Below are 15,153 nucleotides of genomic sequence, written 5' to 3'. Positions count from 1 at the left end.
CTCTAGGGTATGTATTCTCATAGCAAAGTTTCTCCCTCCTAAATTAGCTATACATATTATACCAATATTCATAGCATTTATATATTGAATTGTAAACAAACTATATACTTCAAAAAAAACCCATTTACATCCTTAGTCCATTGTGTCAACAAATCATTACAACAGATATGAAAAAACTTTCTTCAATGCCAGTTTGGCAGATACATACTATTGGTATTTTTTTTGAATACACCACACCATAAGATGACAATTAAACTAAAAACAATATAAAAATGGCAACAGGAAGTATTAATGTATCTGTAGAAAACATTTTTCCATTAATTAAAAAATTCTTGTATTCTGATCATGAGATTTTTTTACGAGAACTTATTTCGAATGCAACAGATGCAACTTTAAAGCTAAAACATTTAACAAGTATTGGTGAAGTTAAAGTAGAATATGGTAATCCACTTATCGAGATTAAAATCGATAAAGACAAAAAGCAATTACATATTATCGATCAGGGAATTGGTATGACTGCAGAAGAGGTTGAAAAATATATTAACCAAGTAGCCTTTTCTGGTGCCGAAGAATTCTTAGAAAAATACAAAGATAGCGCTAAAGATTCTGGAATAATAGGGCATTTTGGTCTTGGGTTCTATTCTGCCTTTATGGTAGCAGATAAAGTAGAAATCATTACAAAATCTTATAAAGATGAGCCAGCTGCACATTGGATTTGTGATGGGTCTCCAACCTATAGTATAGAGGAGCATGATAAAACAGAAAGAGGAACAGAGATCATTCTGCATATTGGGGAAGATGATGCCGAGTTTCTTGAAGATGGTAGAATCAGTGAATTATTGGTAAAATACAATAAATTCATGCCTGTATCTATAAAATTTGGCACCAAAACTGAAACATTACCAAAACCAGAGGATGCTAAAGAAGAAGATCCTGCACCAACTCAAGAAGTTGACAATATTATCAATAATCCTAATCCTGCATGGACCAAACAGCCTACAGATTTAAAAGACGAGGATTATAAAAGTTTCTATCGAGAATTGTATCCTATGCAATTTGAAGAACCTCTTTTTAATATCCATCTTAATGTAGATTATCCTTTTAACCTAACCGGGATTCTGTATTTCCCAAAACTGGGTCAGGATATGAACATACAAAAGGATAGAATACAACTATATCAAAATCAAGTATTTGTTACAGATAATGTAGAAGGTATTGTTCCAGAATTTCTTACCATGCTTCGTGGTGTAATTGATTCTCCCGATATCCCTCTTAATGTATCCCGATCTTATTTACAAGCAGATGGTAATGTAAAGAAAATATCAAGCTATATTACTCGTAAAGTTGCCGATAAATTAAACTCTATGTTTAAAAACAATAGAGAAGATTTTGAGCAAAAATGGAATGATATTAAAATCGTGATCGAATACGGAATGCTTTCTGAAGAAAAATTCTTCGAAAAAGCTGACAAATTTGCATTATACCCAACAGTAGATGGTTCTTTCTTTACTTTTGAAGAATTACAAGAAAAAATTAAAGATACTCAAACCGACAAAGATGGTAAATTAGTTCTTCTTTATGCTTCTAACAAAGATGAACAACACTCTTACATCTCTGCTGCCAAAGATAAAGGATACGAAGTACTTCTTTTAGACTCCCCTATTGTTTCTCATTTGATCCAAAAAATGGAGACTAGTAAAGAAAATATTTCTTTTGCACGTGTAGATGGAGATCATATCGATAATCTTATCAAAAAAGATGAAGAAACCATCTCTAAATTATCTGATGAAGAAAAAGAAGCACTTAAAGCTGATCTTGAAAAAGTAGTACCAAAAGAAACATATACCGTACAATTAGAAGCTATGGATAGTAATGCTTCTCCATTCATGATTACTCAACCAGAGTTTATGCGTCGTATGAAAGAGATGCAACAAACCGGTGGTGGTGGCGGAATGTTTGGTATGGGTAATATGCCAGAAATGTACAATTTGATCATTAATACCAATCATGAACTAATTGGACAAATTGCTGCTACCAAAACAGATAAGAAAAAGGAACGCTTAATAAAACAATCGCTGGATTTGGCCAGACTTTCTCAAAATCTATTAAAAGGAGAAGAATTAACAGATTTTATTAAACGTAGTTACGATATGATAAAATAGTAGTTAAATTAGTAACACTTATAAATATTAAATCGGTTCATTGTTAGTATACAATGAACCGATTTTTTTATACCATACTTTGTTTTAAACCACAAAAATTTTACATTCGTAACGATACCTTCAATACACTATGACCATGAAGAACTGGAACAGTATTTTTATATTCTTATTTCTACTTAATCTAAACATATTTGGGCAAAATTGTATTTCTGGTTATGTACATATAGAGCATCCAAAAAAATGGGAGCAACAAGTCTATCTAAGTCAAATTGAACTTGAAGAAAGTACCAATACTTATAATACAACTACGATTGCATCAACTCCTTTAACAGAGGAAGGTTTTTTTGCATTTGACCAAAATTTATTTACTTCAAAAGAACATATTTATAAGATACAACTTAACCCTATATCTGCCGAAGAAAAAAATAAACTTTCAAACAAGATAAAGAACTTTCAACTATTTATACTATCTAAAAAAGATACTATTCACTTTACCAAAGGAGAAACAATGTTTGGGGAATATACCACAAGTAATTCTGCTGATTTAGAGTGGCAAAAATTAAAAAAGTTTGAAGCCAAATATGAAAATCTAACCGATGATTTTGATCCTAGACAATACCTTATAGAAACCAAAGGCTATGTAAAAGATTCTTTACAAATACTTTTAGTGAAACTTATTGGCATTAAAAAACTAGATGATCAAAACCTATTAGAAAAAGATGCTAAAGCCAATCCAGAATATTATCTAAGTTTTCTGAAAGAATTAAAATCCAGTGAACTTGATCCCTCTACTTATGCTTATCTCGAAAATAAGCTCAATTTTATTACTCGAGAGATCGTTACTCATAAATACAAAGTAAGCTTATGGGTTAATGGTATAGCTTTTTTTGTTATCGTTATATTAGTCTTGATTACCATAAAATCATGGAAAAAATTAAAACCCCATAAAGCAATACCTCTTAGCAAGCAAGAAAAAACAATAAAAAACCTCATCATATCGGGAAAAAGCAATAAAGAAATTGCAAACGAGTTGTTTATAAGTCTAAGCACTGTAAAAACACATATCACCAACATTTACAGCAAATTAAACATCTCTAGCAGACAAGATTTATTACTCAAAAAATAAAATCATACCCGTACTAGTACCTTATTCGGCTTAGTATAATTACTCTTTTTCTCGATTTCGATAGTTATTTGCTTCAAAAAACAATGAAGCGAATTATGTACCTCTCATTCCTTTTACTCTCTTATATTGGATATGGGCAATCAGAATATTCATTATCCGGAACCATTTTAGATCAAAATAATACTACGGTAGAAGCCGGAGATGTAATTCTTTATGATAAAAATTCAAATCTTGTAAAATATACCTTTATAAAAAACGGAAAATTTGTTTTTGAAAGATTAAAAGCTAACGAATATACTTTATCTATAGTTGCTTTAGGGTACTTAGAAAAGTCAGAAGTAATTCTGTTAGACAGTAACAAAAATATAACTATCGAACTCAAAGAAAACACAGTCATACTAGACGAAGTAACCGTTAAAGCCATTAAAAACAATATAACAATGGCAAATGGTAATCTGAAAATACGTATTGAAAATTCTGTTTTAGAGTCATTACCATCAACAGTAGATATATTGTCTAAGCTTCCGGGAATTCAAATCAGTCCTAATCAGGAATCTATTTCTGTTGTAGGAAAAGGAACACCTTTAATCTATATGGATAACCAAAAGATTGACATAGATCAACTTAAATCATTATCTGTAGAAAACATAAAAGATATAGAACTCATCGATAATCCATCTGCAAAATATGAAGCCGAAGGAAGAAATCTTATCCTGATCACTAGAAAACAAAATTCGCTCGATGGTTACAACATTAAATTATCAGAAATCATTTCTTTTAAAAGGAGATTCAATAATTATTTAGGAGTACACTCAAACTACAAAAACAATGCATTAGAATTACGAGGTAATTTTAATTACAATCAACTTGGTCCATGGGAAGGGGCTGACTCTATGCTTAATGTTTTAGATCAAGATATTAAATCTCAATATCAAGTAAGAGCAACCGGTCCCAGGCCACAATTTATCACTGGAGGGGGTTTCTTTTATCAGCTCAACAAAAATGATTATATCTCGGGACAAGTAAACCTGAGAGCTCAAACAGATAAGTTTCCAATCAAAACAAATACGCTTCTGCAAGACCAATCTATAGAAGATCATATTATTACCGAAGGACAAAACGATGAGAAAAGAAATTTTTTAAGTAGTAATATAAATTTCAATAAAAAAATCACTCACACCTCTAATTTGTTTTTTGGGCTTCAATATTCAAATTATGTCAGACACCTCAAAAGTCATATTTTTAATAACATAAATGAAGCCGGGTTCGAATTATCACAAAACAGAAATCAAAGATATGAAATCGGTGTTTTTGCAAGTAAAATTGATATTGACAAAAATTTTGGTGAGCATACAAAATTAGAAATTGGTGGTAGCCTTTCGAACGCCAATGCCCTTGCACTTTCAAGTTTTGAGTTCATAAATCCCATTGATAAAAAGATTTCAAAATACGATTATCGAGAATCTATTTATGCATCCTATATACAACTATCTGGGAATCTAAACAAAATAGAATATTCTACTGGCGTAAGATCTGAAACTAATATTGTAAAAGGTGGTTTTAGAAATGCTAATGAACTATTAGTAAATAGAAAACAAACACGTCTTTTCCCTAAAATAAGGATAAATATCCCCATAGATAGTACCAAAAGTATTACTTTAAATTATGGTACAGTTATAAATCGACCCAATTATCTTAATGCCAGTTCTATTAGTACGTTTATCAATCCGTTTGTAGAATTTTCAAGAAATGTTAATCTAAAATCTACTACAATTGAAGAAATATCAACTACTCTTCAATATAAAAAATACACTTGCAATATTAGTTATTATACAGAAAACAACCCTGTTTTTTATAACGTAGCGTATAATAATACTGAAAACAGAGTTATATCTTCTCCTCAAAATTTTGAAAAAGAATCCGGATATCAAATTCGATTTGCTAATACTGCCACTTATCGATTTTGGAACACTACAAACTCGCTAACATTAGTTCACAATAGTATTAAAAACCCTACAGCAGTTACAAAACAAAGCAAGCCGTATCTCTATTATTATTCGAATAATGAATTTAAACTAGCTGCAAAAACTACTCTTGGGTTAAATTTTTGGGGATTTACCCGACGAAACCAAGGCGTTTTTGAAAGAAATGCTCTTTTTATTATGAATGCATCCGTTTCAAAAACATATTTTGAAAATTTACAAATTGCTGTAAACTTTAATGACATTTTTAGAAATATGACATATAAAGACAAGTATACTTCTAACAATATTGCCGTTCAGGATACTTTTTATGTAGATGGAAATGAAATTTCATTTTCAATTAAATATTCTTTTGGTAAGATAAAAAAGCTATCCTTCAAAAATAAAGACGTAGATGATAACCTGAATCGAATACGCTAATAGATTACTAATCTTTTATTCATTAACGTACAATTTTCACAGTGTAAATCCATGAATAAATCGCTCTATCTATATAAAAAGTTATAAAAATATTTTTTTAGTTAGGATTCCTTACTATATTTGTATTGCAATTTTGCATAACTTTAAAATATATACAAATGAGTAAATCAATTTTTTATCATGCTGGATGCCCAGTATGTATTAGTGCAGAACATGATATTGTTAATCTAATCGGAGCAGACAATGTAGAGATTGTTCATTTAGGAGAAGATAATTCTCAAATTAAGAATGCCGAAATAGCAGGAATTCAATCTGTTCCTGCACTTCTAACACCTAATGGAAATGTGCTACATATTAACTTTGGAGCTTCTATGGCAGATGTAAAAGGGTAATTTTTTTAATTTAAATAGTTAGGAATCCTAATTATAAACACAATTTTGAAATGAGTCAATTATTTATCATGGTTGACTCATTTAAACCAACAATACCAAAAAAATGAAAAATTTAATTATAACTATAGTATTCATGGCACTTAGCAGTACGTTAATTGCCTGTGACGAGTGTAAAAAATACAATACTGATGATCTACAAATAGTAAAGGCTTCTGTTATACATGATACCAATATCAATAGTACTATTTGGGAAATTAATGTTAAAGGAAACGCAGGAAAAACAACTCCAGCTCCGGCAGGGCAATTGCACGGTGCTCCCGTTTTGGGTTATGTTTTTCCTACGACTCTAAAACCAACAGATGTAGGGTTTAATGACACTAAGGGTATTCTAGCATTGGCTTTAACATCTCATCCCGATTTTGATGACACCCCATTATGGGATGAGAACAATGATTCTATCTATGATAACGATGGGATCATATGGCATCCTCATTGGGTGGTTCTTCATAAAGATGATCGGGTCGAAGGCGGATTATCGGTAAAGCAATTCAAAAAAACAGATACCTCGGTAAAATTACCTCCCACTAATCCTGGAATGCCTATGTATATGGATTCACCCGGTTTTCAAGTCATTACCAACAAAACAAGCATTAAAGTAGTAATACCAGATTATAGAATAAACAATCAAACCGACTTTAAGTTCGATGCCGTTTCTGCCTATATGCAGGTAAATACAGAAATCAAAGATAAACCTATGCTTGGTGTGTATAAAGTATATAATGTTTTAAGCACCGACTTGTCTCTTCCATATACCGTACAATCAAAGTAATATTATAATAATGATGGGATCATAATGCATTTTGACATACTCGTCCCCGATTCTATAACAGATCAGGATATGGTGTTTAAATTTGGAGAAAATTACCTGAAGTCTAAACCCTTTAAGACAGAGAAAATTACTACTAATGAATGTAGGCTTTGCCATATTGAACAAGCAACTCCGGAAATGATAAATGATATCGAAATCAAAGGATATTCGATTATTGAAATGGAAAATTGCTAAAAACGACAAATAAATAATTAGGATTACTAACTTTGCTAAAGAGAAAGTGATGCTTTCTCTTTAGCATTTTATATGAATAAAAGTATTTTTGACATATCGTTTCAACATAAAGATATCAATAGCAAAATTGTAATTGGCCTAGAACGTATTTCTGAGGTCTTTAGAACGTTGTTATGGGAACACGCAAAAACTGCAGGCTTAAGTCCTATACAGATACAGATTATAATTTTCATAGCATATCACAAAGAAGATTTATGTACCGTAAGTCATCTTGCAAAAGAATTTAATGTAACTAAACCTACGATTAGTGATGCGGTTAAGACATTAGAAAAAAAAGAAATGATCTTCAAAAATAAGACGTCAACAGATAATAGAAGTTATTATATAAGCTTAACCCCAAAAGGTCAAAAAAATGTTTCTGAAGCCGAAAATTTTGCAAACCCCATCAAGAAGCAACTTTTAAATTTTAATACCGAGGAACAGGAATCTCTGTTAAAGACTATAAACATCTTAATTTATCAGCTAAACAGATCAGGAGTATTATCTGTACAAAGAACTTGTTATGCTTGTAAGTTCTATGAAAAAAATAAAAACAATCATTATTGTAATTTTATTCAAACAGAGCTTAAAGATGTAGATATTAGATTAGATTGCGCTGACTTTGAAGAAAAACCATAAAAACCTCCTGAATCAAGTTTCAGGAGGTTTTTATGTACAATTAGAGAATCTAATTTATCCTTTTACAGGTTTTGTTGTTTTTTTATTATTTAAATGTTTTGCATAAAATCCCATCATAGCTTTATACATCTCTATAGAGTTTTCTTCTTTACCAAAACCATGACCTTCATCATATTTTACCATATAAGGTACATCAAACCCTTTATCTCTTAAAGCCTTAACGATCTGATCTGATTCATCTATATTTACTCTGGGGTCATTTGCTCCTTGCACTACAAATAGTGGTTTTTTAATTTTATCTATTTGATATACAGGAGACACTTCTTCCATGATAGCTTTTTCTTCGGCCACATCTTCATCATACCATATTTCTTTTATAATCTTTAAATAAGGTTTCCAATAAGGAGGAATGGTTTTCATAAAAGTAAACAAATTAGAAACTCCAACGTAATCTACACCACAAGTATACAAATCAGGAGTTTTAGTTAGCCCTCTCAACACAGCATATCCACCATGACTCCCTCCATAGATAGCTACTTTATCTTTATTTACCCAACCTTGATCGATTACATATTTTAATCCATCCTCTACATCGTCCATGGCTTTTCTTCCAATTTCTTTAAATCCTGACTCTAAGAACTTTCTTCCGTAACCCCCAGATATTCTAAAATTCACTTGCAAAGTTGCATATCCTCTACTAGCAAACAATTGAGCTTCTGGATTAAATCCCCATGAATCACGAATACCTTGTGGTCCGCCGTGTGGATTTACAATCAATGGAACTTTCTTTCCTTGTAATGCTTCTTTTGGTAAAGTGATATATCCATTTATAGTTAAGCCATCTCTACTTGTAAAAGTAATTGGACGCATTTCGGCCATATCTTTTTCCTTCAACTGTGGCATTAAGTTGTATAACAACTTAAATTCGCCAGTCTTGGTGTCGTAAGAATAATATACTCCATATAATTTATCACTTTGTAAGAAAATTAAATATTTATCTTCTTCATCCGTTTTATCTGCAATAGAGTATTGATGATCTGGAAACTTCGTTGTAATTTTTGCGTGTAATTTCTTATAATAATCACTTACGGGTACAATTATACTCTTTTCTCCCTCATAAGAAAAGTAGTCTAACTCATACCCTCTTTTTTTTGACACCGAAAGGCTAGACACATCATATTCATCGTTCGAGAAAATTTTCTTAATCACTTTATCTGCCTTAAGATCGTATAAATAAATTTGAGATTTATCAGATTTCAGATTAGAAACCACATATGCATCATGAGGATTATCTGTAGCATAATCAAATCTCAGAATAGAAAATGTATCTTTCCAATTTAACTGTTTAATGATTTCATATTTTCCTTCTTCCTTGGCATAATATAAATCAAAGTTTACTCCATCTCTGATTTTGGCATATCCTTTAAGGTTACCATCTTTATCAAAACTATATCCTGCAATTGGATTTGCAGCATCTTCATTTTTGAATAATTGTTTAATCTCACCAGTAACTATATTGATTTTATAAGGTTCAAAAATTTGTTTGTTATTCTTGTTCATAGAAATGATCATATGATCTTCATCTTCTTTTAAACCTTCAAGAATATTTACCTGAACACCTTCAAAAGGAGTTAATTCTTTTTGATCTGATCCATCAATATTTGCAGCAAAGAGATGATAATCTTCATTTCCTCCTTTATCCATTACATAAACCAAACGGTTATTATTTGCCCAACCATACCCTCGAATCAATTCTTCTTTTTCTTCAATAACACGAGTAACTTTGTTTGTGGCAATTTCTTTTACATATACATGATTCTTTTTATTATCATCTTTTTCTCTATAAGAAAGATATTTCCCGTTGGGAGAAAAGCGAAAAGTTCTGGCTTTAGGTTTGGCAAAATAATCTTCAACTGAATATTTATAACCCCCTTTATCCAAATTACTTAATTCTACAAGAGCAGAATCTGTAGTAACCAATTCTGGGTTACCTGGTATAGTTTTTTCTGATTTTTCCATTTCTAGTGGTAGTTCCATTCCGCCTTGATAAAAAGTTCCTGTAAGTTTTTTTGCATCGACAGTTGCTACATATTTAACTCCTGCTTGTTTTAATGCTAAAGTTAATTGATTGTTTTCAAAAAGTGCTGTATCCATAGGGATTCCTGTTGCTCCTTGAGATGGGCTATCCATTGTTGCTGCTAATGCCCCATTCGTTTTTTCTATATGAAATGCTAAAGGAATTTCTGCCCCCTGAACCGATAATTTCCCTTTCCAAGTTCCTGTAACTTCTTGTCCATACGACTGAGTAAAAGACATGCACAGTAACACGATAAAGGTGGTCCATACTTTTAATGATTTTGTTTTCATTATGTGTTAGATTTTATTGATTAATTAAGAGTGTTTGTAAATAGTAAGTAACCTAATTCTACTTTTTGTTACATCATTCATCATAAATTAGTCAAGTAGTTATTCATTTTTTCTGTAACCATTAATGTATTAGAGCGTCATATGGATAAATCAATCAAAACAAGTATTATGATAACTACAAAACATAGACCAGGGATTATATTTTTGTTACTACTATTATGCATTGCTATACCACTAACTTCTTTTTCACAAAGTCTCGAAGAAAAATTTGATACTCTTCTCCAAGAGAGATATAAACCAGATGGCTCTGGAGCTACTGTTTTGGTAGCTAAACAAGGAAAAATCATTTACCATAAAGCTTTTGGACTTGCTAATATAGAACTAGAAGTTCCTATGAAACCTAGTAATGTTTTCGAAATAGGTTCTATAACTAAACAATTTACCTCGGTTGCTATCTTAATGCTTATGGAGCAAGGTAAACTTACCATCGAAGATGAAATCACCAAATTCATCCCGGATTATCCTACACATGGAAAAAAAATAACAATACATCACCTCTTAAACCATACTTCGGGAATTAAGAGCTACACCTCTATGAATTTATCAGAGATCGCTGCAAAAGATATGACTCCTACCGAGTTGATTAATTATTTTAAAAATGAACCTATGGATTTTGATCCTGGTGAAAAATGGTTATATAATAACTCTGGATATATTATCCTGGGTTTTATAATCGAAAAAATTTCTGGGCAATCTTATGAGGATTTTATAGAGCAAAATATTTTCAAACCATTAGCAATGAATAATTCATACTATGGCAGTAAAAGAGAAATCATCAAAAACAGAGCTTCGGGATATCAAACTCGAGAAGGATATATTAATTCTGCTTACCTAAGCATGACATTACCCTATGCCGCCGGTTCGTTGATGAGTACTGTAGAAGATTTACATAAATGGCAAAATGCAGTTAATACCAATACTCTGGTTAAAGCAGAAACTATCAAAAAAGCATTTCAGAATACAACATTAAATAATGGAAAACCTACTTATTATGGATATGGGTGGAGCGTAAATGAGATCAATGGAGTACCCACAATTGAACATGGTGGCGGCATCTTTGGATATACCTCCTATCAGATTTATATTCCCGAAGAAGATGTACATGCTGCAATATTAACCAATTGCAACTGCAATAGCCCTACAGACATTACAATTCGTATTGCAGCAATAGCGATAGATAAACCATATGGTGAAGAGAAAAAAACAAATGTTTCAGTTTCAGCATTAAAAAAGCTAACAGGTGTATATAAATTTGAAGATGGAGCAGTAAGAAGTATTAGCCTAAAGGATGGTCAATTATACAGCCAAAGAGATGCCGGTAAGCAATTCAAAATTTTTCCTAAAGCAGAAAACACTTTTTTCTTCGAGGATAGTTTTTCTGAAATCTTGTTTAAAACTGGTAGTAAAAAACCTGAAGCTATTTTTAAAAACAGAGTTAAAGAAACTAAAGGATATAAAACAAATGCACCTATTCCTGCAGATAAAAAGGCAATTACTGTATCAGAAAATATACTTAGCCAATATGTAGGGGTTTACCAAATCAAAGAAGGATTTAATCTTACAATATCTTTAGAAAACGGACAGCTAATTTCGCAAGCAACAGGGCAAAAAAGTTTCAAAATATATCCAGAAAGCGAAACTGTATTTTTTGTAAAAGAGTTCTCTGCTTCTCTAGAGTTTATAAAAGAAAATAATAAAGTGGTTAGCGCTGTACTTAATCAAGGAGGGCAAAAAACTCCCGCCAAACGTATTGATTAGTTTTTTTATAAAGTTACCATATCTTTCTGTTACATTTTTCCTAAAAATTGTTTGTTGAAGTATTGGTTTTAGTAATTTTGATACTTATAACACGAACTATTATTTATGAAAAATCTATGGATTTTGATCATGGCCATTATCATTTTAAGCTGTGGTAACAATAAAAAGCAAGAAAATCAAACTACAGATGCTACAGATAACAAAACCGAAAAGATTCCGGTAGAACCAGATGGTGGTATGGGAGATGGTGCTATATCTATTATGGATCATCATATTAAAAACATTGAGAACGCACATAAAAAAGATGATTTCCTAAAGCATAAAGCGGTAAGTTTTAACATTGCGATTTCCTTTGGTGGTAAATTACGTCTGGATGGTAAAATCACTATGTTAACGAATTCTACAAAAATCAGAATTGATAAAAAAGATGAGAGTAAATTGATCTATACTGGCGAAAAAGTTTTTTTGTGCCCAGAAGATGCAAGCGATAAAGGAGCACGTTTCGATATCTTTACCTGGACTTATTTCTTTGCCATGCCATATAAATTAAATGATCCCGGCAGCAAATTAGAGCTTGAAGACATGAGATCTTTAAGCGAAGTAGACTATCAAACTGCTAAGCTTTCCTTCGAAAAAGGTATTGGGGATTCTCCAGATGATTGGTATATTATTTATACAGATCCCAAAGATCACACTTTACAAGCTACAGCGTATATTGTTACGTTTGGAAGTAAAGGTGATATTACTAAGGCAGAGAGTGATCCACATATTATACAATATCAAGATTTTAAAATCATAGAAGGAATACCATTTGCTACGAAATGGATGTTTTATGGTTGGACTGAAGAAAAAGGTATCACTAATGAATTGGGAGAAGCTACAATTACAGATATTACCTTTCTGGATGATGAAGGTTCTATTTTTGAAACTCCAGATAATGCCAAAGAGATAAAACTATAACACATTACTTTTTGCAGCATATAAAAATCCCTTCAGAAAAACTCTGAAGGGATTTTATTTTTCATGCTATTTCCTATGCAGTATTAATTTTTTGCGACATCGTTAAGATGCGACACATCTTGAGCGTTTGATGATTTTGATGTGCCACACTGCCCTATTCGAGTCCAACCACTAGAAGTTCTTTCATACAAATACCCTCTATATGTTACACGATCTCCTACTTGATAATTTTGAGAACTAGACCAGGGAGCTACTCCCTCACAAATATCATTTCCACCACCACCGGGGTACATAATTTTTATTCCGGCAATATCTCCGCTAGAAAGTCCATTCCTTTGTGCATTATAAGTAGATCCATCTTTTTTTACAATAGTAGGTTGGCCATTTGCAGAAAAAGCATAAGAACCATATAACATAATCGAATTAAAATCTAACGAGTTAGTATACTCATCACCATCATACCCTTGCTGAGAATACGTTTTAAAATTAAAATCTCTATTCGCCTGTATATTCTGAAAATTGATTGTGATATACTGATCCCTGTCTTTTCTACTTTGCTCATGCCATAATCCTACAGCATGACCTATTTCATGAATTGTATTCCCTGTAGAGCATCCATTTGCAAGATTGATATTTTGTCTTCTACCTGTTCGGCCCACAGAAGAAGAGCATCCACTACCACTTCTAAAGTAGATATAGGCTGTCTGATTTGTTCTTTTCACAAATTTAAGACTTGTATTTGCCTCCCAATGTGCGATCGCATTGGTTACTCTTGCCTGATTAGGTAAACTACTTTGTATTTCATAATACACTGTGTTGTTTGGCCATCTACTTCCGGTACGTCCTGTACTTTTACCATTTTTAACCATAACATCCTCTTTATCAATAAGGATATCTCCTAAAACATACTGTCCGTCGATTTCCTCGACTTCAACAGATTCCCCATTAAGCTCAATAGTAACTAATTTTCCTGTTCTTTCTGGATAGGCTTGCTCATGCAAGAATCCTTTTTCGACTATTGTCTGGTTTTCTAATTGTTCGTGAGCATTGTCTTGATCCTTCTCACAAGAAACGAAAGTTGTGCATGCAACGAATGCTAAAGCACCTAGTACAGTGCTCTTAAAAACTGTTTTCATAATGTATATATTTGAGTTTGTGTTATAAAGTAAACTTCAGTTTTCTTGTTTTTATTGCTCTTAATGCAATACAATAACCAAAACCTGTTTAACATACTGATACAGATTACCATATAAATATTTTCATAAAAACATCAAGTTATAAAATGATCAGTTTTTTTTGTATCTTTAAGAGACACAAGTTTTTCTAAAATTTATTCTCATGACACCTCTATTTAAAAAATTACAGCTACCTCCCTTTTTAGATGAGATACTAATACTTAATGAACCCGAAGGGTTTTGTGAAGACCTTGATTGTCTTAAAGGTGTAAATGTTAAAGAGTCTTTGATTCAGGTATCAGAGGTTGATTTTGCTGTTATATTTGTTACTGAAAAGAAGCAAATAGAAAATCGTATAGAAACCGTATATCCAAAACTGGTAGGTGATGCAATACTTTGGTTTGCATATCCTAAAAAAAACTCTAAAAAATATACCACAGAAATTAATAGAGATTATGGCTGGGGAGTTCTTGGAGATTATAATCTCGAACCCATAAATCATGTTTCTATTAATACAGATTGGAATGCGCTACGCTTTAGAAAAATAAGCTTTATTAAAATGATAGCTCATAACAAAAATCATTCGCTTAGAGAAGCTGGTAAAGAAAAAGCTACCGGGGTTTCATGAGTTGGCACTTATATGTTTTATCATTCATCTTTGGTATTGCCGGAGTTTTTCATCTAATTCGCCCTAAGGCATTCATGAGAATAATGCCTTTATATATTCCTTATCACAAACTATTGGTTTATTTAAGTGGTATTGCAGAGGTTTCTGTGAGTTTTGGTTTATTATTTGCACCAACCAGAACATTTTCTGCATGGAGTATAATTTTTATGCTCATTCTATTTTTTCCAGTTCATATACACATGCTTGTACATAAAAAAGCGAGTTTAAATTTACCAAAATTCGTTTTAGTCACTAGATTGTTACTTCAATTTGGTTTGATATATTGGGCATCTCTTTATCTTTAATTTTTTATTTATTTCAAATTAGTATGTTGAAGAGGGTG

At 31.8% G+C, this 15,153-nt stretch carries 13 protein-coding genes; 11 read left to right on the top strand and 2 right to left on the bottom strand.

Annotated elements, in window-relative coordinates:
• Positions 1–272: 272 nt before the first annotated feature.
• The 7 genes from htpG to Z053_RS0115820 all read left to right on the top strand — a co-directional run bounded on the left by htpG (position 273) and on the right by Z053_RS0115820 (position 7,823).
• Entirely contained in the window at positions 273–2,162 is a 1,890-nt protein-coding gene (htpG, locus tag Z053_RS0115850) for a molecular chaperone HtpG (protein ID WP_025665978.1), read from the top strand.
• Positions 2,163–2,298: 136 nt separating this feature from the next.
• A complete protein-coding gene (locus Z053_RS32155) occupies positions 2,299–3,288 on the top strand; it encodes a response regulator transcription factor (protein ID WP_025665977.1) in 990 nt (329 codons plus the stop codon).
• An 83-nt stretch (positions 3,289–3,371) separates the two neighbouring features.
• Positions 3,372–5,690 carry an outer membrane beta-barrel family protein gene (locus Z053_RS0115840; protein ID WP_025665976.1) on the top strand — a complete coding sequence of 773 codons (2,319 nt, stop codon included), beginning with the start codon at positions 3,372–3,374 and terminating at the stop codon, positions 5,688–5,690.
• 158 nt (positions 5,691–5,848) lie between these two features.
• A complete protein-coding gene (locus Z053_RS0115835) occupies positions 5,849–6,082 on the top strand; it encodes a hypothetical protein (protein WP_025665975.1) in 234 nt (77 codons plus the stop codon).
• A gap of 103 nt (positions 6,083–6,185) precedes the next feature.
• Positions 6,186–6,911 carry a LexA family transcriptional regulator gene (locus Z053_RS0115830; protein WP_025665974.1) on the top strand — a complete coding sequence of 242 codons (726 nt, stop codon included), beginning with the start codon at positions 6,186–6,188 and terminating at the stop codon, positions 6,909–6,911.
• Between the two features lie 18 nt (positions 6,912–6,929).
• Positions 6,930–7,145 carry a DUF2024 family protein gene (locus tag Z053_RS0115825; RefSeq protein ID WP_262482490.1) on the top strand — a complete coding sequence of 72 codons (216 nt, stop codon included), beginning with the start codon at positions 6,930–6,932 and terminating at the stop codon, positions 7,143–7,145.
• A gap of 72 nt (positions 7,146–7,217) precedes the next feature.
• Positions 7,218–7,823, top strand: a complete 606-nt coding sequence (locus tag Z053_RS0115820; RefSeq protein ID WP_025665972.1) for a MarR family winged helix-turn-helix transcriptional regulator — start codon at positions 7,218–7,220, stop codon at positions 7,821–7,823.
• Between the two features lie 54 nt (positions 7,824–7,877).
• Here the strand turns inward: Z053_RS0115820 and Z053_RS0115815 are convergent, their stop codons facing one another.
• Positions 7,878–10,190, bottom strand: coding sequence for a S9 family peptidase (locus Z053_RS0115815; RefSeq protein WP_081748279.1), 2,313 nt, complete (start codon positions 10,188–10,190; stop codon positions 7,878–7,880).
• 168 nt (positions 10,191–10,358) lie between these two features.
• Here Z053_RS0115815 and Z053_RS0115810 point away from each other — a divergent pair, with 168 nt between their 5' ends.
• On the top strand, positions 10,359–12,008 hold the full coding sequence (locus Z053_RS0115810) for a serine hydrolase (protein WP_035096295.1): 1,650 nt from the start codon (positions 10,359–10,361) through the stop codon (positions 12,006–12,008).
• Between the two features lie 105 nt (positions 12,009–12,113).
• Positions 12,114–12,968 (top strand): DUF6503 family protein, encoded by an 855-nt coding sequence (locus tag Z053_RS0115805; RefSeq protein WP_025665969.1) that lies wholly within the window; start codon positions 12,114–12,116, stop codon positions 12,966–12,968.
• A gap of 83 nt (positions 12,969–13,051) precedes the next feature.
• Here the strand turns inward: Z053_RS0115805 and Z053_RS0115800 are convergent, their stop codons facing one another.
• The gene (locus tag Z053_RS0115800; RefSeq protein WP_025665968.1) at positions 13,052–14,104 is read right to left on the bottom strand and encodes a M12 family metallopeptidase; all 1,053 of its coding nucleotides are present in this window, start codon (positions 14,102–14,104) and stop codon (positions 13,052–13,054) included.
• A gap of 202 nt (positions 14,105–14,306) precedes the next feature.
• Here Z053_RS0115800 and Z053_RS0115795 point away from each other — a divergent pair, with 202 nt between their 5' ends.
• Both Z053_RS0115795 and Z053_RS32195 read left to right on the top strand, forming a co-directional pair.
• Entirely contained in the window at positions 14,307–14,771 is a 465-nt protein-coding gene (locus Z053_RS0115795; protein ID WP_025665967.1) for a hypothetical protein, read from the top strand.
• Positions 14,768–15,115, top strand: a complete 348-nt coding sequence (locus tag Z053_RS32195; protein WP_025665966.1) for a DoxX family protein — start codon at positions 14,768–14,770, stop codon at positions 15,113–15,115. The genes Z053_RS0115795 and Z053_RS32195 overlap by 4 nt, the downstream gene beginning before the upstream one ends.
• Positions 15,116–15,153: the final 38 nt, after the last annotated feature.

The sequence above is a fragment of the Aquimarina megaterium XH134 genome (assembly GCF_000520975.1).
Taxonomy (GTDB): Bacteria; Bacteroidota; Bacteroidia; order Flavobacteriales; family Flavobacteriaceae; genus Aquimarina; species Aquimarina megaterium.
This window is presented reverse-complemented; position numbering and strand designations above follow the sequence as displayed.